This is a genomic window from Streptococcus sp. ST16 (assembly GCF_046098135.1).
Taxonomy (GTDB): Bacteria; Bacillota; Bacilli; order Lactobacillales; family Streptococcaceae; genus Streptococcus.
This window is the reverse complement of record NZ_JBJUSE010000005.1, coordinates 1-19340: the sequence shown is the minus strand read 5'-3', so window position 1 is coordinate 19340 and position 19340 is coordinate 1. Positions and strand designations below refer to the sequence as shown.

The 19340-nt window shown below is 34.1% G+C and carries 16 protein-coding genes and 1 pseudogene; 13 read left to right on the top strand and 4 right to left on the bottom strand.

What is annotated here, in order from left to right; translation table 11 throughout:
* Positions 1-11: 11 nt before the first annotated feature.
* The 6 genes and pseudogenes from ACIY14_RS04800 to ACIY14_RS04775 all read left to right on the top strand — a co-directional run bounded on the left by ACIY14_RS04800 (position 12) and on the right by ACIY14_RS04775 (position 7261).
* Positions 12-2516: an ATP-binding protein gene (locus ACIY14_RS04800; RefSeq protein WP_409001733.1), complete on the top strand. Its 2505-nt coding sequence runs from the start codon at positions 12-14 to the stop codon at positions 2514-2516.
* An 11-nt stretch (positions 2517-2527) separates the two neighbouring features.
* Positions 2528-4392, top strand: a pseudogene (locus tag ACIY14_RS04795) (conjugal transfer protein).
* Position 4393: 1 nt separating this feature from the next.
* Positions 4394-4618 (top strand): hypothetical protein, encoded by a 225-nt coding sequence (locus ACIY14_RS04790; protein WP_409001732.1) that lies wholly within the window; start codon positions 4394-4396, stop codon positions 4616-4618.
* A gap of 16 nt (positions 4619-4634) precedes the next feature.
* Complete coding sequence (locus ACIY14_RS04785; protein WP_409001731.1) at positions 4635-5747, top strand: CHAP domain-containing protein; 1113 nt, start codon at positions 4635-4637, stop codon at positions 5745-5747.
* A gap of 12 nt (positions 5748-5759) precedes the next feature.
* Positions 5760-6032 carry a helix-turn-helix domain-containing protein gene (locus ACIY14_RS04780; protein ID WP_409001730.1) on the top strand — a complete coding sequence of 91 codons (273 nt, stop codon included), beginning with the start codon at positions 5760-5762 and terminating at the stop codon, positions 6030-6032.
* 11 nt (positions 6033-6043) lie between these two features.
* The gene (locus ACIY14_RS04775; protein ID WP_409001729.1) at positions 6044-7261 is read left to right on the top strand and encodes a tyrosine-type recombinase/integrase; all 1218 of its coding nucleotides are present in this window, start codon (positions 6044-6046) and stop codon (positions 7259-7261) included.
* A 557-nt stretch (positions 7262-7818) separates the two neighbouring features.
* On the opposite strand, the gene ACIY14_RS04770 is transcribed toward ACIY14_RS04775, so the two are convergent.
* Together ACIY14_RS04770 and ACIY14_RS04765 are read right to left on the bottom strand one after the other, a co-directional pair.
* Complete coding sequence (locus ACIY14_RS04770; protein ID WP_409001728.1) at positions 7819-11301, bottom strand: hypothetical protein; 3483 nt, start codon at positions 11299-11301, stop codon at positions 7819-7821.
* A gap of 307 nt (positions 11302-11608) precedes the next feature.
* Entirely contained in the window at positions 11609-12931 is a 1323-nt protein-coding gene (locus ACIY14_RS04765; RefSeq protein ID WP_409001727.1) for a hypothetical protein, read from the bottom strand.
* A gap of 279 nt (positions 12932-13210) precedes the next feature.
* On the opposite strand from ACIY14_RS04765, the gene ACIY14_RS04760 reads away from it, so the two are divergent.
* The 7 genes from ACIY14_RS04760 (at position 13211) to xerC (ending at position 18102) form a co-directional block, all read left to right on the top strand.
* Positions 13211-13738, top strand: coding sequence for a hypothetical protein (locus ACIY14_RS04760; protein WP_000221461.1), 528 nt, complete (start codon positions 13211-13213; stop codon positions 13736-13738).
* Between the two features lie 99 nt (positions 13739-13837).
* Positions 13838-14152 carry a hypothetical protein gene (locus ACIY14_RS04755; RefSeq protein WP_409001726.1) on the top strand — a complete coding sequence of 105 codons (315 nt, stop codon included), beginning with the start codon at positions 13838-13840 and terminating at the stop codon, positions 14150-14152.
* Positions 14152-15228: an ATP-binding cassette domain-containing protein gene (locus ACIY14_RS04750; protein ID WP_000184726.1), complete on the top strand. Its 1077-nt coding sequence runs from the start codon at positions 14152-14154 to the stop codon at positions 15226-15228. The genes ACIY14_RS04755 and ACIY14_RS04750 overlap by 1 nt, the downstream gene beginning before the upstream one ends.
* 3 nt (positions 15229-15231) lie before the next feature.
* Positions 15232-15846, top strand: a complete 615-nt coding sequence (locus tag ACIY14_RS04745) for a hypothetical protein (protein WP_000750667.1) — start codon at positions 15232-15234, stop codon at positions 15844-15846.
* Between the two features lie 131 nt (positions 15847-15977).
* The gene (locus ACIY14_RS04740) at positions 15978-16565 is read left to right on the top strand and encodes a replication protein (RefSeq protein ID WP_409001725.1); all 588 of its coding nucleotides are present in this window, start codon (positions 15978-15980) and stop codon (positions 16563-16565) included.
* Entirely contained in the window at positions 16556-16819 is a 264-nt protein-coding gene (locus ACIY14_RS04735; protein ID WP_001196070.1) for a helix-turn-helix domain-containing protein, read from the top strand. Before ACIY14_RS04740 ends, ACIY14_RS04735 begins: the two co-directional genes overlap by 10 nt.
* Before the next feature lie 65 nt (positions 16820-16884).
* Complete coding sequence (gene xerC, locus ACIY14_RS04730; RefSeq protein ID WP_000155892.1) at positions 16885-18102, top strand: tyrosine recombinase XerC; 1218 nt, start codon at positions 16885-16887, stop codon at positions 18100-18102.
* A gap of 106 nt (positions 18103-18208) precedes the next feature.
* Here the strand turns inward: xerC and rpsI are convergent, their stop codons facing one another.
* Both rpsI and rplM read right to left on the bottom strand, forming a co-directional pair.
* Positions 18209-18601: a 30S ribosomal protein S9 gene (rpsI, locus tag ACIY14_RS04725; protein WP_000075969.1), complete on the bottom strand. Its 393-nt coding sequence runs from the start codon at positions 18599-18601 to the stop codon at positions 18209-18211.
* 18 nt (positions 18602-18619) lie between these two features.
* Positions 18620-19066 carry a 50S ribosomal protein L13 gene (rplM, locus tag ACIY14_RS04720; RefSeq protein ID WP_002876943.1) on the bottom strand — a complete coding sequence of 149 codons (447 nt, stop codon included), beginning with the start codon at positions 19064-19066 and terminating at the stop codon, positions 18620-18622.
* Positions 19067-19340: the final 274 nt, after the last annotated feature.

Sequence of the window (19340 nt, the reverse complement as noted above, 5' to 3'; positions counted from 1 at the left end):
AAGGAGGACCTATGAGTATTACTTTAACCTATCCTATTAGGGAAACACATGAAAACCTTGCCCTCAAAAAAGATCTAACAGTCGTTGCTTATTATCGTATTCCAAATACTCCAATCACGATTACGGATGAAGAAAAAAAGGACAAACACAAAATCACGGTTGCTCAAATGATGAAGAAGCTCCAGAAAAACAAGTTCTTTGAAATATCTCTGATCCCAAAAGACTATCTTCTAGAAGAGAAAATGCGGGACTTTTCAGATGCTCTAGCGGACGATAGTCGTGAACTAGGAGAAGAACTTCTTCTTTACACGGTGGATCGTCTAACAGATGAAATGGAGATCCCTTATCAGTTTGACTGGGTTGTAGGAGTGATCTTACGCAAACAAAATCACGGAGCTACCGTCAAAGACTTGGCCTATGAGAGTTTTAATGAGCTCACTGAAAAAATCGCAAAAGGCCTCGGCTATGAATATGAATTAAGTCCCACCTGGTATGAAGACTATAAAAGTGATGAATTCACCATTTTCCAAGCCTTCTCCGTCCTTCGGGCAAAGCGTTTATCCAATGAAGAACTCTTTTATTACCAGTGGATGCAATATCTCCGCTATATTCCTCACTACAAGAAGGAGGTGCTCGCCAATCGTGCTCAATTCAATATCACAGATACCTTGATTAAAGTTTTAAAAGGTGGCTTTCTCAAGCTAGAAAGCCCCTATGGTTCATCTTTTGTAACTATTCTTCCTGTAGGTAAATTTCCTGTTCAATTCAACGGTTTTCATCTTGGCGAATTTATCCAACGTTTGAACTTCCCCGTTGAATTACGAATTAAGGCAGAATTCATTGATACCGGTAAGATCAAAGGTCGAATGGGACGATCAAATACACGTTATCGCAATATCATGGAAGAAGCTGAAAATACCGATACCGTCCAACAAGATGAGATTATTTTGGGCTCTATCTCCCTGAAAGACTTGATGAAGAAAGTCGGAAATAAGGAAGATATCATCGAATACGGAGCCTATCTGATTGTTTCCGCTTCTAGTGTGAACCAACTACGACAAAGACGGCAAGTGGTTTTGAACTACTTTGATGATATGGGAGTTGAAATTAGTGAAGCCTCTCAAGACGGTCCTTATCTCTTTCAAGCTCTGCTTTATGGAGAAAACCTCCAAAAGAAAACTCGCACCTGGACACATATGGTTACAGCTCGTGGATTTTCAGAACTCATGCCCTTCACTAATACTTCTTCTGGAAACCGTATCGGTTGGTATATCGGCCGAGTAGATAACTGGACAGGCCGTTGGGACAATATTGCAAAAGCCATTGATTCCTCAAAGAACATTGTCCTCTACAATGCGACAGTCGGAAATAAAGAAGATATCGCTGGAAAGATCACCAAGAACCCACACATCATTATTACGGGGGCAACAGGTCAAGGAAAATCCTTCCTTGCTCAGATCATCTTTTTAAGTGTAGCTTTGCAGAATGTCAAAACACTTTATATAGATCCTAAACGTGAACTTAGAAATCACTACCAAGAAGTGATTAACTCACCTGAATTCGCACGTCTCTATCCTGAACGCAAGAGACAGATTGAGAACTTTAACTTTGTGACACTGGATAGCTCGCTTCCATCAAACCACGGTGTCTTAGATCCTATTGTCGTTCTAGATAAAGAACAGGCTGTAGAGGTCGCAAAAAACATGCTCGAGTTTCTACTACAAGCCGTAGACGATGTCACAATGGACCAGAAAACAGCGATCACAGAAGCTATTAATGCAATTGTGGAAAAACGAGTCGCTGGTGAGAAAGTCGGCTTTAAACACGTCCTAAAAGTGCTGAGAGAATCTACTTCCTCTGAAATTGCTTCGGTTGGTCGTTATCTGACCTCAATTGTCACAAACTCTATCTTGGAACTAGCCTTTTCAGATGGCACCACTCAAGGGCTTAACTACGAGTCACGAGTGACTATCCTAGAGGTCAATAATCTCAAATTACCAAAAGACGATTCCACAAAAATTTCAGATCATGAACGCAACTCTATTGCCCTCATGTTTGCGCTTGGTGCCTTCTGTACACACTTTGGAGAACGAAATGAAAATGAAGATACCATTGAGTTCTTTGATGAAGCATGGATTCTTATGAAGTCCGCAGAAGGAAAAGCCGTTATCAAAAATATGCGTCGGATTGGACGCTCCAAAAATAATACCTTGGCACTGATTACTCAATCTGTACATGATGCAGAAAATGACGATGATACGACTGGATTTGGGACTATCTTTGCTTTTTATGAAAAGTCAGAAAGAGAAGATATCCTAAAACATGTCAATCTAGAAGTCACTGAAAGTAATCTCGAATGGATTGATAATATGATCTCTGGTCAGTGCCTGTACTATGATGTGTATGGCAATCTCAATATGATTTCCGTACACAACATCTTTGAAGATATTGATATGCTTCTAAAACCAATGAAAGCCACAGTATCATCAAGCCTTGAAAATAAATACGCTAGTTAGGAGGTGAATCTATGCAAGAAGCTTTTGACAAATTAAGGGGAGTCGATATCTTCTCTCTCAAGTCCTATATGGAGCCGACTGGGTTCGCTTCCTTTAATGGTGCTTGGGTACTGATTAATGAGCTTTTCGTCAACTTCTTCTTTTTCATTCTAAACGCAGTGGTGGGTTTCTTTTCTTTGCTGATACGAATTCTTGAAAAAATTGATCTCTACTCTAGTTATAAAAACTATGTGTTTAATGGAGCAATGAGTATCTGGAAGGGATTTATCGGTTCAAATGGGAGTGGAGTTGCCAAGAACTCACTCGTTTCAATGTTGCTTCTGATTTTAGCTTTCTACCTTTTTTATCAATATTTCTTTTCGAAAGGATCCTTTTCAAGAACACTCCTTCATGTTTTTCTAGTTCTCATCCTTGGCTTTGGTTACTTTGGAACAGTTGCAGGGACCTCTGGTGGTCTTTATCTGCTTGATACCATCAATAATGTCTCTAAAGAGGTCACTAAAAATATCACTCATATTAAAGTAGAATATGGAAAAATAAGACGATCAAAATCGGTGATTCCATGGCAGATAGCTATATAGCAGAAACATCTTATAAAGCCTATGTCTTTGTCAATACTGGACAAGAAAATGGGAAATATAAGAACAGTCAAAATGAGAAGGAAGAGGCATTTGATGATAGTAAGGTACTAGGAACAAGCGATAAAAATGGAAACTTTAAAGCGGTTAAATCGAAAGACCGCTCCAAATATCTAGATGAACTAGGCAATGGAGCTAATGACGATGGAGAAAAGAACCGTTGGGTTTCGGCAATGCCTGATTTCATCTTTACTCGTATGTTTTATGTCATATTTAAAATTTTTGATGCTTTTGTATTAGCGATACCAGTTATTTTGATTCAAATGTTAAATGTCATCGCTCAAACTCTTGTCTTGATGATGATCCTGCTATTCCCAATTGTGCTATTGATGTCTTTTGTACCAAGAATGCAAGATTTGATCTTTGGAGTTCTAAAAGTCATGTTTGGTGGGTTACTTTTCCCAGCTATCACAAGTCTATTAACTCTATTAGTTTTCTACATTGAGAAAATGATCGAAAACATTATCATTACAGGATTTGATGGCATTCTTAAAACACTCCCATCCTTGATCATCTTTGGACTTGTCTTTAAACTACTCATTTCAGTTGTCTCAAAAGGACTCGTATATTTCTTTCTATGGAAATACAAAGCTGAATTGCTCCAATTCATTCTTGGATCCAAAGCTCGAATGGTGGCAAGTGATATTGGAAATAAAGTTGAAAGTGGGATCACAAAAACCCGAGAAGTGGCTTCACAAGTACCATCACGAAGCCTTTCATCTGCTCAACACCTTGGAAATTTTGCTTTAGCAGGTGCTGGTTTGGGAGCTGGAATGCTCATGAATGCCAAGAGTCACTTTCAAAATGTTGGTTCTTTCTTTACCAATAAGGAATCCGAGAACCAATTTGAAGAAATGACTCCATCTGAAGCACCAGACACACTCGATCCAAGTCCTTCTACAACAAAACCAATCATTGAGAAGTCTAAACCAGTGGAAGAGAATACACCAACTCCATCAATAGAATCTCCAATCACAGTAGAGCCAACTCCAGGTTCAGACGATGAATTTCAAACCCTTAAAGAAGAATGGATCTCTCCATTTAAACAACTCCGAATTAATAGTCTTGAGCGCAAGTTAGAGGAATACAAAGATCCTCAAGCCATGTACAAAGCTCAAGGATCGAATGCTTTCACTCGTGCTTATCGTAAAACTATGACCCGAGATAATAAATTAAGGAGCAATATTGAACGAAGAGATCGATTGACGGAACGCTTAAAACAGCTTAGAGGAGAATGACATGAATACCAAAATACGTTCAAAAACTTCTTTTCCAAGAATTCTTGAAGAAACCCTTTATCAAGCCTACCAAGAAGGAAAACGCTCAGTCGATTTCCTTCTTTTATTTCCAGTATTAGAACAAGAAAGAGATAAAATCATCACACAGGTCAAGTCCTATTCGGTCGTTCTAGATGCCAAATGGCGTTTTGGAACGGTTCTATTTACCGCCTATATCAGACATTAACTAGAAAGGAGATTCGATGAAAAAAATAAAATGGTTTCTACTAGCTGGTCTCATTCCTCTCTTTCTACCTATACTTATTATTATCATCCTTATGGGAGCCATCGGGGGAAATGGTACTGGTGGCTCTCCCAAATCCCAAAATGGTGTGACTTATGTGGATCATTGGTCAGATGGTGACCCCTATACTCATAACCTACTTGTTCATCGCTATGGAATTAAAGCAGAGCAATTAGACGGCTTTTTAGATACTTTAGGAATCTCCTATGATAAGAACCGAATTAATGGGAAAAAGCTCCTAGAATGGGAAGCTAAATCTAATCTTGATGTCCGTGGGATTGTTGCGATCGCACTAAATGAAAGCTCTCTTGGAACTGCTGGAGTTGCTACCAATCCTGGAGCTAATATGTTTGGTTTTGGAGCCTATGACTCCAATCCAGAATATGCAAATCATTTCAACGATGAAGTCGCTGTTGTAGGACTAACCCAACAAACTATTATTGGGAATAAAAACCAAACCTTTAAAATCCAAGATGACAAGGCTAAGAAATTTGCGAATGGTACTCTAAATCCTTCTACTGATGGTGGTGTCTATTTCACAGATACTACAGGATCTGGAAAAAGACGTGCCGACACCATGAAAAAACTCGATGCCTATATAGACGAACATGGTGGAACTCCAAAAGCTCCTGAACAAACCACTGGAAAAACTAGAGACGGAGGTGGCGTCACATCTTCTGAAATTCCATCAGGATATAGCTTGACCAAAGAAATGAACCCTTCAACTTATACTGGACTATCTTATCCATATGGACAGTGTACATGGTTTGTTTATAATCGAGGCAAAGAAGTTGGTGTTAACTTTGGGGAATACATGGGAAATGGTGGCCAGTGGATGAACGCTACAGGTTTTCAAACAACCCATACTCCAACCGAACACTCCGCAGTTTCATTTAGCCATGGACAAGCTGGAGCTGCTCCAATATACGGACACGTTTCGTTTGTCGAGCAAGTTAAATCTGACGGCTCAATTCTTGTCTCAGAATGCAACGTTAAGGGATTAGGAATCATAAGTTACCGTACTTTTGATGCAGAAACTGCCAAACAATTTACATACGTTATAGGGCATTAGAAAGGAGAAAATATGTTAGTACAACTACCTGAAGAACAAACTCAAGAAATTCAGCAAATGATTGCAACACTAATCAAAGATGAAATCCATCACTTTAAAGAGGATATTGGAGTAGATAGCCCCTTCTTGAATAAAAAGCAGACTTGCAATTATTTAGGAATATCTAATAATACCTTAGATATTTGGATCGCAATGGGGCTACCATATATTCGAATTGGAAAATCTATTCGTTTCAACAAGGAGAGTATAAATCAATGGATGACACGTTTAGAAATTAGCGCATAAAAGGGGAAACAATGGCAATAAAGAAAACAAAAAATGGAACATACCATCTAAAAGTATATATTCCATCAGAAGTTCAAGGAAAACTCGGTTTAGGACAATATTTTGAGAAAAGATATAAAAGTAAACGAGAAGCAAAAGAAGCAGAAATCAAATTAAACATTGATATTGAAAATGCACGATTAGGTAGACAACCCATAGATTCAAAAGTTGATGGAAACATCTTATTTAAAGATTTTTATGAGAAAATCTGGTTAGAGCCATACAAAGCAGGTCAAACCACCACTACTATAAAACCTCCTACTAAAGCTACTGTTTTTCAAACAGAGAGTATTTTTAGATTACATATTCTTCCAATATTAGGAAAATACTCGCTAGAGCATTTAATAAATAATAAACAACTCGTTCTGTCACTCCTTACTCCCAAAGCAAATAGTTATGCTAATTTTAAAGTAGTCAGGAGTTATGTAAACTCTGTTTTTGATTGGGCTGAGGAGCTTGAGTATATTCCATCAAATAAACTCCGAAAGACAATTAGTAGAATTAAAGCAAATAAAAAAATTCTCCTTAAAGAGAGTAAACGTGAAGAAGATCTTTCTCTCGATAAAGAGGAGTTAAAATTATGGTTACAAGCTTTTGACACTGATTTAGAGGAAGGGCTTATTGAGCTAAAAGACTACACTCTCTTTTATACAACATTCTTCTTATCTGACCGAAAATCAGAAAGTTATGCTTTGCAATGGAAGCACATCAACTTTTCAACTGGAGAAATACTCATAGAACAAGCTTTAGACCGTTTTGGCAATGTAAAATCAACTAAAGGGAACAAAAAAACTCTCTTTAAAGCTCCAACTGAATTGATGGAACTTCTAGCAAATTGGAAAATTAGACAACAAGAAGAACTCAAACTTTTTGGACTACGACAAACACAGAAACAATTTTTGTTTACATATAATGATCGGACTAATAACATAAATTTACCTCTCCATACAGACTATCTCAACTACCGAATGAAATCTGTAAGAAAAAGACATCCTGAACTTGCCCCAGCATCTCCACATAAATTGAGACATACAGGTGCTACTTTAGCGAAACGAGCTGGTGTCTCACTAGAGACTATTTCTGAAGCTCTAACTCATAGCGATAAACAGGTAACAAAAATTTATGTAAATACAGCTGATACCGTTAATCAGACAGTCGGTGAAATTGCTTTTAGGAATCTCAAAAAATGATTCAGGGAAATCTCAGGGAAATTTTCAGGGAAATTCTTGATTTTTAAACAAAAAAAGACATCCAAGAGATAATTCTTGAATGTCTGTAAACGTTGATATAATCGTATTGATTAACGTTTTGAGAATTGTGAAGCTTTACGAGCTTTCTTAAGACCTGGTTGGGGCATCACTTATTTCATCTAATTTCAAAATTCTTTAAAATCAATGTTCTCACTAGTTTTCAGAAAATAAAATTTCAACTAATTTCAATCAATTGCATCAAAATAAGGTAAATTTTCGTCAAAAATAAGTAAAAATCGAACCAGAATATCAAAAGTTTACCTTATTTGGTTTTTACAGACAGAAGTCAAGCAGACATTCACTACTCGTCAGTTATGACGAAAAATATTGATTTAAAGTGATTTTTGAAATTTAGAATTTCGATGTGTTACTGTAAAAATCAACCAAATGACTACATTTTATGAGAAATAAATTTAGAAGTTAATATATACAAAATCTCTTTTATCAATTTTAGAAAATGAATACTTTGATAACCTGTTCAAATTTTATAAAGAAATTCAATTATTATTGAGAGATTTAAATTCATTAAAACTAATAATTTCAAATGGAAATTCCACAAAGTTTGATTTTATTAGTTTATTTGTAATGAAATATGATTTTAATGAGTATCTCTCTTCTAATCCGATATTTCTACAAATTACATCTAGATTCTCTTCAAAATACTCTACTCGCCGTTTGAACTTTAGTCCTTTGGCCTTTCCCCCAAAAAAGTATTCTTTTTGATCACCCATACTATCTTTCATAGTCTGACTTAAACGCATATATTTAACTTCAAATAATAATATTTCTTTCAGCTTATTGTCTATCACAATTAGGTCGTAATCTCCTAAATTTCTAGGATGATTTCCTTTAATATCTAATTTATATAATTCTTGATCAATATGAGTAACGTACCTATTATCTTTAAATAAGCCCTTAAGATTTTGGACTATCTGTTGTTCGTAAAATTTTTTCCAACTATTTATTGTATTTAGCGTATTTTGCATACCAATATCATATGGTAAAATGAAGTTCATCATTCCCTCTGTCCAATCTTTTGCCAACCTATCAAGAATAATAGGTGAAAAAATAATGCTATTATGATTAACAATAATAGGTTTAGCAGAAAATTTATTATCTCTTTTCTTTTTCTCCCATATTGGAATTACTCCATTAGTAGTAATTTTCTTCTTTTCTATAACTAAGAATTTCAAAACACCATAAAAGATTTCAATTGAATAGTCCGAATTCTCTTCAAAATATTTAGCCAAATCTTCTATTTTACCTGTTACAACATTTCCTTTTACAGTCAGTAATTTTTGATTTTTTAATTTTAAAATATGACTATTACTTGAAAATATGGAGAGGAAACAAATAAAAGAATCAAAATCAACTTTCGTATCTTGAAAGAACGATTTCTTAACCAGATCAATTATATTATTGTCAATTTCCTTATCTCTACTTGCGTATTCACCATATTTATACTTGATTTCTATCATTTCATCAACAAATTGTAAGTACTTTTCCGTTTCTGAAATATCTACAACATAATTATCTTCAATCTCTAACTGAAACCAATTGCTAGCACCATACGAATAGGCATCAGAAAGAAGTTGAAAATCTAATATGTATTTCCCATAAGCAATCAATTCATCAACAATATCATCACTTGGAATTAATGCGTCATCATCCCTTTCTGTTACTAAATTCTCTTCAATAAGATATTCTAATATTGGTTTATAAACGCGGGCCTCTTCACGTAAATCAATCGTTTGTTCTCGAAATTTATTTAATTTAACAGTTTGAAGATTTCCGTTATCTGAAAATGTAGTTAATCTTCTGTGGTGGATATCAATATTAAAAATAATTAAAGATAATATATTTTGTAGTTTAAGTATCAAGTCATACTGATTATACAATGACATCATAGAAACTAAGTCTTCGCGTATTTTATTTCTAAAACATCTTACGATAGCAACTATGTCTGATTCACAATATATACCTGGCTCTAATCCAAGTTCTTTAATGATGTTAGCAATACTTTTCCTGACTCTTTTAAAAGAATAGTTTTTAGGAGCTGAGAATTCTAAATGAGGCTGAATAAAATATTCAACCCTAACTTCAAATAAGCTTGAAGTTCGTTTCTCATTGTCTGTTTCTTTAATTTTTTCAAATAACAAAACTCTATCCTTAAAAAGGAAACCGTCTAGTAAATTTATTAGAATTGTATTTTCAAATTCCAATGTTGATTTGGAAAGATTATCAGCAAATATTTTATTCCATCTAGGAGCTAATAAAGTTATCTGATATTTGGAATTTTTAACAAAAACTATTTTATTAAAATAGTTCGTTTCTTGTATCGGACACCTAGAATTAGCATTTCTATCAAGCACAGACTTAGATACTAAATTAATCTCCATAGTTTCTTTTTCATAGTTTGATAAAATTGCTTCTTTATTATGACATAAAGCATTTAAAACAATTTCGTTAAAAGATTTTATTTGTTCGTAATCATAGATATTTATATCTTCTAAAATAAAATGTAACTCCCGATATATAATTCTTTTATGATTCTCTGAAAATATATCAATTGATCCAAGATGAGCTTTTGAAATAAGTGACAAATCAGTTTGTTCCCTATCAACTATTTTCCAACCATGAATATTATAAAACTCTCCCCCTATTTCAAATGGATAGTTTAATACAATTTTATCAAACGTTTCCATATTATAATGAACACTTTCATAGGGTAAGAAAGCCATATTTACATTCAAAGCACCATCATTAATCATCTGATTTGATGATTGCCACATTCGAAATAAAGCATCTCCATTGGAGAAAGACATAATTCTATCTTGATTATTGTTATAAGCTATAAAAAAATCAACGATTTCTTTTATTGAATTCGCATTGTTAATTATTCCTATAATACTACTTGCATTTAATACATATTCATCATCATCTCCAAATACGAATGTTTTAGTGATATTTGGAGATATACTCTTGGTGTCAACTCCAACAAAAATAATATTGCTCTGGGACTTAAACTCAAATCCTCTAACTTCTCCATCTTGACAAAGACCTGCTATCTGGTAAGTATTATCAATAATTCCTTTTTTTAAGTGATCTGAAATTTTATTTTGGCTTGGCTCTAAAACAATTAATTTATCTTCATTTAAAAATGCCAATGTATTTTTTAAATCAATCTTTTCTTTAGCCTCTTTGTTAATTAACCTCAGATTATAAAATGAATTTCCTTCTCGTTCAAAGAATTTTGTAAAATTACAATTTAGTCTGCTCCAGAAGCTTAACCAAATAGATTCTTCAAACTTTGATTCCTCTATTTCGCTTTCTATTCTCTCCATAAAACAATCTTTCATAACTGGTAAAAATATGGGAAAGTTATTAATAGGAGTAAATAATGGATATAACTCAGCATTATTACTTTTGAATGTTTTGAAATACTGGGCAAGTTCGTTATCATAAAAAAGCTCATGATTTTGATATATAAAATTGAAATAACTCTCAGGTGGACATTCAAAGTTTTCTTGAGTAAACTCACTTTTAAATGGTTCTAAGGATGAAATAATTAAATCTTCATATTCAAGTATCTCATACCATATTTCTTTGAATTGCTTAAAATCATGCACTAAAGATTCTATTACAAATGAAGTTTCATAAGTATCTTCATTGCCATTTCCTATAAATATTTTATGAAATCTATCATTTGAATAGAACCTTACATTTCCAGTATCAATAGGGAAATCTTCTTTTGGGTATTCAGGTATATAATACTCAATTGCTTTTTTATAAAAGTCTACAAATTTGCTGTATGAATCTATTTTAGTAGTCCCTAAAGTCTTACTTTCATTATTAATAAAATCTCTATTCAATTTATCTACTATTCCTAAAAATCTCCTATTTGGAAACCATGAAGTAATAGAGTAGATAACTTTAGATAAAGATTCAATGTCATATTCTAATAAAAAAGAGTTATTCATATTTTTCCTCATAGGCTATCAATTTTATCTCCCAAATGTAATCAGAATGTTGAAAGAAATCTAGCTTTCTAAACATCTATCTGCGAATAAATTAAATTCCTTAGAATTATACAACTTCTTAAATTAGCCGTCAATTTATTTCCAGTTAAAAACCTTATCTAATTTCTTAATACATTATAATTATTATTTTTTATACTAATAAATCCTGTAATTACTATGATATCGGTAACCTAAAACATATGTTTAGTTTCTGTCTAGAGAGTTAAATAGGCAATTTTATTGTTTTCTATAAACATATTGGACATAATTATTCATGAAATTTTCTTACTTCTCGAGCTAAATAGCTATCTGGATGTCTTTTTATAAAATATCTTTCTCTTGCAAATCCATTGTTTCCATATTGTAAGCTTTTATAAATCAAAGGTCTCAGGAGCTCTTTATCTCCTGTTTGTATATATTCTAAGATCTCATTGCCATATTGGTATTTTTTGACATAACCTAAATAATTACCTTGCCAATGAGAATTTTCTTCTCTAAAACTTTGGAAACTACTCATTAAATGAAGTAATTTTTCTGTCAGTTCTAATATATATGTTGCGTATATGACATCTATATCTTCATAATCTAAATATTCATCAGTATACTTACCCAGAACGTTATTAATGTTATCCTTATTTAGACCGTTTAACACATTATCATTCCATACTTTATTACCATATTTTTTTCTAATTTCAACCGATTCAATATCACCTTGGTACAAACGCATCTCCTGTTGAATTGAAATTATTGATTCTAAACTTTGATAAGTACTATTTTCATGAATATATTTTTCTTTATAGCCGTAATAACTGCCATCATTAATGAATTTATCTATTTTTTTCTTTAAAATTTCATTGTAAAATTCATTCAGATAAACATCAATAAATGCTATTTTATTGATGTTTTTTGAATCATTTTTTACACGTTCTTCATAAAATTCCCAAAATAAGGTACTAATATTAAGAACTTTTTCTGTAGCCCGAAAAATACCTGTCATAAATAATTCATAATGCTCTTCAAAAAGTATCCCATATACTTTTTGAACATCAACAACCTCTAATCTTATTTTTTCGAATTCAATATTAAGTGGCATATAACCCAAAACTATTCTCCATAGATTGTCATCATACGACTCAAAAAGAATATCTAAAATAATAATAGATGATAGGAAGGATTTAAGTTTCCAATGTTCGGAACGATCACCAAAGCAAATTTCATCATAAGATTTAAACATTATATTACGCGCTATATATTTCTTTTTTTCATTACTAACTAAACCTAATTTTGTGCCATATTCATCCAACTTACAATTGTTCAAAACATCTTCTATTGCATTAGGAGTATAAAGATATGGATTCTTTGAGGTTACCATCCCTCTTCTAATAAGGCTAATTAACGGAGAATTGCTTGAAGAAATCTCTCTATTCGTAAGTTTTTTATATTTCTTATTTATTTTCTTTTCTTGACCTGTATACCAGTAATACTCTGTTGAAGCCCTTGACTTACGTTCCTCATTTATAATTTTAATTTTAGAATCTAGCCTCAATGAAGCACAATCGATAAAATACTTCTTTGTCCTTTTAAAAATCATACTCTTCCTTTTTATAACGTGGTGTTTTTTAGTTGTTATTTTATAAAAATTACCTTAATTATACCACGTTTTTAACTTTATAATGTAATTATCCCTATTTCAATGGAAAATTATGAAGTCCAAAGGTGCACCAAAGGACGGATTGAAACTCAGAACATAGCTACATCTTCAGGTATTCGCTATGTCAAATGTTTCACCGTTTCTTTGGTGTGTTTTTTTCATACTTAGCTCGGTAAACGACTGTGTTTCTATTCCGTCCAAGGACGGAAAGGAAGTAAAATGACATATAAAAGTGTAATAGAGGAATTATATTGCAAACTGTTAGGTATAGAGCTCAAGAGAATACTTAATGAGCGAGAAATGTTACAAAATCAAATTGGATATGAAACAGCTGAGGGGGAAGTTGAGTTATTATCCGAAACAACAGTTGGACAAATTCTAAAGGGAAAAAGAAATATTAGTTTTAATGCTTCGTTAGCTTTTCAGACCAGTTTAGATTATAAAAATCCTAGGGAATTATTTTTCCCGAGTATTGAATTCGAACTACTACTTATTGAAAATATAATATCTACAATTTTGATAGATCCTACTTTTGAAAATACTTTTCTAAAAAAGTTAATAGCAAAAAAATTTTCCAATGTCTCAAAGAAAGAAGTATCGCAAATCATTGAAAAAAATAAAAAAATTTTTCTAGACTCCTTATCAAGCTTTATTTCAGATTTTCCAGAAGAAGAAACATCCTATCAAATTGCTGAAAAAATAACTGATTGGTTATCTGAATTTGCCTGCCTCATATCACAATTTTAAAGATAGACTGTCATAAAAACTGACAGTCTACTTCATGAAATTACGTTAAACTAAGATTGTTCTTAGCTAAGACAAATAATCAAATACGAGGTAAATCTAATGAAAACACGCAATCGCAAAGGTGACTACTCAGTCAATACTGCTAACGAATATATTGACAACAAGCAGGGCATTCTCTGCTTGAGCACCGAACTAGAAGCACAAATTAAATTTGAAGACGGCCAACCAACAGGTGAAATCATTGCTTATAAAGCTTGGTTCTCACAAAAAGGACTTCCGCCCTTTACCGTCAAATTTGAATCCGAAGTGGAGCTACCATCTTATATGGCATTGGTACAGTTTGATAATCTTCAAGCCTGCGAAGTTGGCTTTAACGTCTACTTCAAAGCTGACAATCTCAAGGAGGTCAAATAATGACGAATAGAGAACTGGGACAATATCTGCTCCAAAGCCTCAATATGGGACTTGGGAGCATTATGCAAGGAGAAACCAGCTATACTAATAGCTTTGACTGCAAAATTATGGACGAAGGGTTCCTCTTTCTTCCTCGTTTGCCAGCTGGTTATATCATTGATGATGAACTCTATCAGAAAATTTTCCTGATTGCGAATGCTGCTCTTTATCCTCGCTTCACTCTTCTCAAACAAAATTCAGCCTATTTTATGGCACTAGATACAAATGATATTCATGTCCAGCGTGGGCTCTTCTTCCCTTGGACAGCAGGCGTTTCTGAACGCCTAGTGATTCCTGATCTGGATGAATTCACGACAAAACAGAAGGGAAATCTTATTCCCATCATGAAAAATCTTACTCTTGACTTTAACAAAGTAACTTCTATGGCTATCGCTGGGAACAGCGGATCAGGTAAATCTTATGCTCTAACCTATTTTCTCAATATGCTCAAAAATATTTCTGACTTGATTATTGTAGACCCTAAATTTGATACGCCTAGCCGTTGGGCTCGTGAAAATGGAATTGCCGTTCTACACCCTCAGAAAAATCGCTCTAAATCAGACTTTGTTTCAGAAATCAATGAGAACCTAAGCGCCTGCTTGAATCTTATTCAACAGAGACAGGAAATTCTCTATGATAAGCCAGACCATCCATTTGAACATTTAACTATCGTCATTGATGAAGTACTTGCATTAACCGAGGGAGTCAATAAAACCATCAAGGACTCTTTCTTTTCGCTTCTATCTCAAATTGCTTTGCTTGGGCGAGCTACAAAAGTCCATCTTTTTCTAGTCAGTCAGCGTTTCGACCATACATCTATCCCAATTTCTGTTCGGGAACAATTAAATGTCTTAATTCAAATTGGTAATATCAACAAGAAGACAACGCAATTTCTATTCCCTGATTTAGACCCTGAAGGCATTGTTATCCCTATTGGAAAAGGAACTGGACTTATTCAGATTATTGATAATGAACATCCTTATCAAGTTTTACCTCTCCTTTGTCCTACCTATTATACAAAGAAAGGCATTCTGTAACCTATGAAAAAAACTTTCTTTCAAACGACTTACAACCTAAATGCGAACTTAATAATCCTTGCGTTGCTTAGCTTTCTCTTTAAGATTGGAATCAACTTACTTATTCAAATGTTAGAAACCACTAAACTCTCTGAAATGCAAGGACTTTTTACAACAATACTAGATAAGTTGACTGCTCTTGAACATTACATTCAACTATTGTCATTCTGCCTTATTCTCATTCCTACTCTTTTGGTTAGCATTGAGTTAGTTCAAAGATTTTTAAAAGATTCATTATGGAATTATTTCAAGTCTATTTACCAGACTTCTAGAATGAGACAATTTCTGAAGCAAGATGAACAATATGAATCAATGAATACAATTGAGAATCAGACCGTTACTCGCATCAACCCCATTTTAAAAAGTTTCAATCACTCTGTCTTAGGGTGTACAGTAGATGTAAGAAAAGAAAACGTCACTGTCTTACTTGCCATTCCAAGAACTCAACAGGCTCAGAAGTTACTGAAAGAAATGGAAGATGATATCAAGGAAGAAATTTCAAACAGAAATCCACACTATTATTTTTCTTCACCCCATCGAAAAGGTAATACACTTTGGTTTACAGGAACTAAGAGATAAAGGAAAATATGGGGCTTGGCTCACATAGTGAAAGCCAATAGCCCCGTATTTTCAAAATCATCTATTCACGTGTAATGGGGTTACTACGACCCCCATTACACCAATAATCATCAATCATAGAAAGGAAATAAATGGCTAAAGAAAAACGCTCGAACAAGTGGGCTTTCCTTCTTTATCAGGAAAGTGCCCCTGAGCATTATCTGGATGTTTTAGAGAACATGCATATCCCCTTTGTTCTCAGTCCATGGCACGACAAAGACATCAACAAGGAAACGGGAGAATTTAAAAAAGCTCACAAGCATGGAGCATTATATTTTGATTCACTCAAAAGCTATTCTCAAGTTTCCGAATTACTAATTAAGAACCTCAATACACCGGCCCATGTAGAACCTGTTATGTCTCCTAAAGGAATGTATGACTACTTCACTCATGCAGAAAATCCTGAAAAGACTCTGTACGATATCAATCAAATTGAAACTAGTTGTGGCTTTGAGCTAGATAAATTTCTTATCAGCAACAACAGTGACGAATTTCTTTTAATGGTAATTGATATGATAGAAGAACATAATTTTACAGAATTTAACAACTTAGTAAGATACGCTAGAAAAGAAAATCAGCAGTTGCTAAGTTTAGTTATGGATAAAACTTACTTCTTTGCAAAATATCTGGACTCACGCCGTCATTCTAGATATGGGAAGGAGGATAACGAATGCAAGTAATCCTACCAGATGAGCAAATTCACCAAATTCAACTATTACTATCCAATCTTATTCAAAAAGAAATTAAACAACAATTAGAAAAAAATCCTTTAAGTTGTCCCTATTTGAACAAACAACAGACTTGCGACTATTTAGGAATTTCCAACAACACTCTTGATTCATGGATTCAAAAGGGGCTTCCATCCATCAAAATTGGAAAAACAATTCGATTCCACAAAGAATCTATTGACCGCTGGCTAAACAGTAACAACTAGAAAAATCAAGATTTTTATTTTATAATGGTCATGATATTTTCTGGTTCGATGAAAAGGAGAATATCATGACTATCAGTAAGACAAAAAACGGAACTTACCGCTTAAAAGTCTATATACCAATAGAAGCACGAATGCCTCTTGGCATCGTTAATAATAACTATTATGATAAAAGGTTTAAAACAAGAAAGGAGGCACGACAAGCAGAGATAGACTTACTCACGAAGTTAAACCAAATTGAAGATAATGCGTTTTCGGGACTAGGCAAAGAAGATATTCTTTTCTCAGACTTCTATACTAATATTTGGTGGGAATCCTATAAAGCAGGACAAACTACATCTACTTCTAAACCACCAAGCAGGTCAACAATTGCCAATACCAAAACATGTTTTGAAAAGCATATACTACCACTTCTTGGCAACTATACGATTCAATTTTTAAACCAAAATAAACAGGTTATTCTAAATTTAATGACGTCAAAAGCTAACGAATATGCAAACTTCAAAACTTTACGAAGTTACGTTATTTCTATTTTTGATTGGGCGGAAGAACTTGAGTATATTGAAGCAAATAGAGTTGCAAAAACTTTAAGGCGAATTAAGGCTGTCAAAAAAATTCAACTTGCAGAATCAAAACGTGATGAAGATTTATATTTAACTCATGAGCAACTCCAAGAGTGGTTTTCAGCCTTTAAAGAGGATTTAGAGAATGATAAAATATCACTCAAAGATTACGTCCTTTTCTATCTCACTTTTTTCCTCGGAGATAGAAAATCAGAAACATATGCTCTCCAGTGGAAACATATCGACTTTTCAAAATCTCAGATTCAGTTAATTCAGGCTTTAGATAGATACGGACAAGTAAAATCTACCAAAGGAAATAAAAAAACAATCTTTTCTATTTCTAGTGACTTACTTCAACTTCTGACTTCATGGAAAAAACAACAAAAATATGAACTGGCAAATTTTGGTATCATCAGTAATCCAGAACAATTCATCTTTACTTACATAGATACCAAAGGTAATATCAATAAACCTTTACATTCTGACTATCTCAATAATAAGATGAAAACTATCAGAAAGCGACACCCAGAGCTTACACACGCTACGCCACACAAACTACGTCATACGGGAGCAACGCTCGCTAAACAAGCAGGAATGAGCATAGAAGCCATTTCCGAAGCCCTAACACACAGCGATACAGGTACAACACAGATTTATGTCAATACTTCTAATGTAGTCCCTATGGCAGTCGGTGAATTTGCCTTAAAGTCTCTAAAACAATGAGGTGAAAATAAGGTAAATTTTGAGGTGAACTTTTTCAAAAAACATAAAAAAAGCACCTATGAGGTAAACTCTTGAGTGCTTTGAAACGTTGATATAATCGTATTGATTAACGTTTTGAGAATTGTGATGCTTTACGAGCTTTCTTAAGACCTGGTTTCTTACGTTCAACTTTACGTGAGTCACGAGTAAGAAGTCCTGCGCGTTTCAATGAATCGCGGAAGTCTGGGTCTACTTGAAGAAGGGCACGAGCGATACCGTGACGGATAGCTCCTGCTTGACCAGCGTATCCACCACCTACAACGTTAACGAAAACATCGTATGAACCTACAGTTGAAGTAACTGCGAATGGTTGGTTGATAACAAGACGAAGGTCAGCGTGTGGGATGTACTCTTCAACATCTTTTTTATTAACAGTGATTTTACCAGTTCCTGGAACAAGGCGAACGCGTGCAACAGCGTTTTTACGACGTCCAGTACCTGCATATTGTGCTTGTGACATACTTTATTGTTCCTTTCCTTAGATAAGTCCTGAAATATCAAGAACTTCTGGTTGTTGTGCAGCGTGAGTGTGCTCAGCTCCAACGAATACTTTCAATTTCATACCTTGAGCGCGTCCAAGAGTATTGTGTGGAAGCATACCTTTAACTGATTTTTCAATCAAACGTACTGCATTTTTAGAACGAAGTTCACCAGCAGAGATTGATTTCAATCCACCTGGGTGGTTTGAGTGAGTGTAGTAGATCTTATCAGTTGCTTTTTTACCAGTCAATTTAACTTTTTCAGCATTGATAACGATTACGAAGTCACCTGTATCAGTGTGTGGTGTGAATGTTGGTTTGTTTTTTCCGCGAAGTACGCTAGCAACAACTGCTGAAAGGCGTCCAAGAGGTACATCAGTTGCGTCAACAACGTACCATTTGCGTTCTACTTGGCCTGGTTTAGCCATGAATGTAGTTTTGTTCATGATTTCTCCTATATGAATATCGTTTTTGTTTACAGGGCGGATGTTCCGGTCCGCGGGGTATTTGAAAGGTTCCGGGGCCTTACAAATGGGGTAAACAATACCGTCTACTATCATACCAAATTTTACTACTAAAAGTCAATAGATATGAAAAATATTTTTGCCGATTTCAGTGTTTAACATCTAGAAAAACCTCGCTTTTGTACTGACCCCAAAAAGTTAGACAAATAATTTAAGTGAAGGATTTAGTTCTGTATTGCACAGGACTAAGTCCTTT

What these genes read in the sequence shown, in the direction of transcription:
- ACIY14_RS04800 (WP_409001733.1), top strand. Translation starts at nt 12, where the DNA reads ATGAGTATTACTTTAACCTATCCTATTAGGGAAACACATGAAAACCTT.
- ACIY14_RS04790 (WP_409001732.1), top strand. Translation starts at nt 4,394, where the DNA reads ATGAATACCAAAATACGTTCAAAAACTTCTTTTCCAAGAATTCTTGAA.
- ACIY14_RS04785 (WP_409001731.1), top strand. Translation starts at nt 4,635, where the DNA reads ATGAAAAAAATAAAATGGTTTCTACTAGCTGGTCTCATTCCTCTCTTT.
- ACIY14_RS04780 (WP_409001730.1), top strand. Translation starts at nt 5,760, where the DNA reads ATGTTAGTACAACTACCTGAAGAACAAACTCAAGAAATTCAGCAAATG.
- ACIY14_RS04775 (WP_409001729.1), top strand. Translation starts at nt 6,044, where the DNA reads ATGGCAATAAAGAAAACAAAAAATGGAACATACCATCTAAAAGTATAT.
- ACIY14_RS04770 (WP_409001728.1), bottom strand. Translation starts at nt 11,301, where the DNA reads ATGAATAACTCTTTTTTATTAGAATATGACATTGAATCTTTATCTAAA.
- ACIY14_RS04765 (WP_409001727.1), bottom strand. Translation starts at nt 12,931, where the DNA reads ATGATTTTTAAAAGGACAAAGAAGTATTTTATCGATTGTGCTTCATTG.
- ACIY14_RS04760 (WP_000221461.1), top strand. Translation starts at nt 13,211, where the DNA reads ATGACATATAAAAGTGTAATAGAGGAATTATATTGCAAACTGTTAGGT.
- ACIY14_RS04755 (WP_409001726.1), top strand. Translation starts at nt 13,838, where the DNA reads ATGAAAACACGCAATCGCAAAGGTGACTACTCAGTCAATACTGCTAAC.
- ACIY14_RS04750 (WP_000184726.1), top strand. Translation starts at nt 14,152, where the DNA reads ATGACGAATAGAGAACTGGGACAATATCTGCTCCAAAGCCTCAATATG.
- ACIY14_RS04745 (WP_000750667.1), top strand. Translation starts at nt 15,232, where the DNA reads ATGAAAAAAACTTTCTTTCAAACGACTTACAACCTAAATGCGAACTTA.
- ACIY14_RS04740 (WP_409001725.1), top strand. Translation starts at nt 15,978, where the DNA reads ATGGCTAAAGAAAAACGCTCGAACAAGTGGGCTTTCCTTCTTTATCAG.
- ACIY14_RS04735 (WP_001196070.1), top strand. Translation starts at nt 16,556, where the DNA reads ATGCAAGTAATCCTACCAGATGAGCAAATTCACCAAATTCAACTATTA.
- xerC (WP_000155892.1), top strand. Translation starts at nt 16,885, where the DNA reads ATGACTATCAGTAAGACAAAAAACGGAACTTACCGCTTAAAAGTCTAT.
- rpsI (WP_000075969.1), bottom strand. Translation starts at nt 18,601, where the DNA reads ATGTCACAAGCACAATATGCAGGTACTGGACGTCGTAAAAACGCTGTT.
- rplM (WP_002876943.1), bottom strand. Translation starts at nt 19,066, where the DNA reads ATGAACAAAACTACATTCATGGCTAAACCAGGCCAAGTAGAACGCAAA.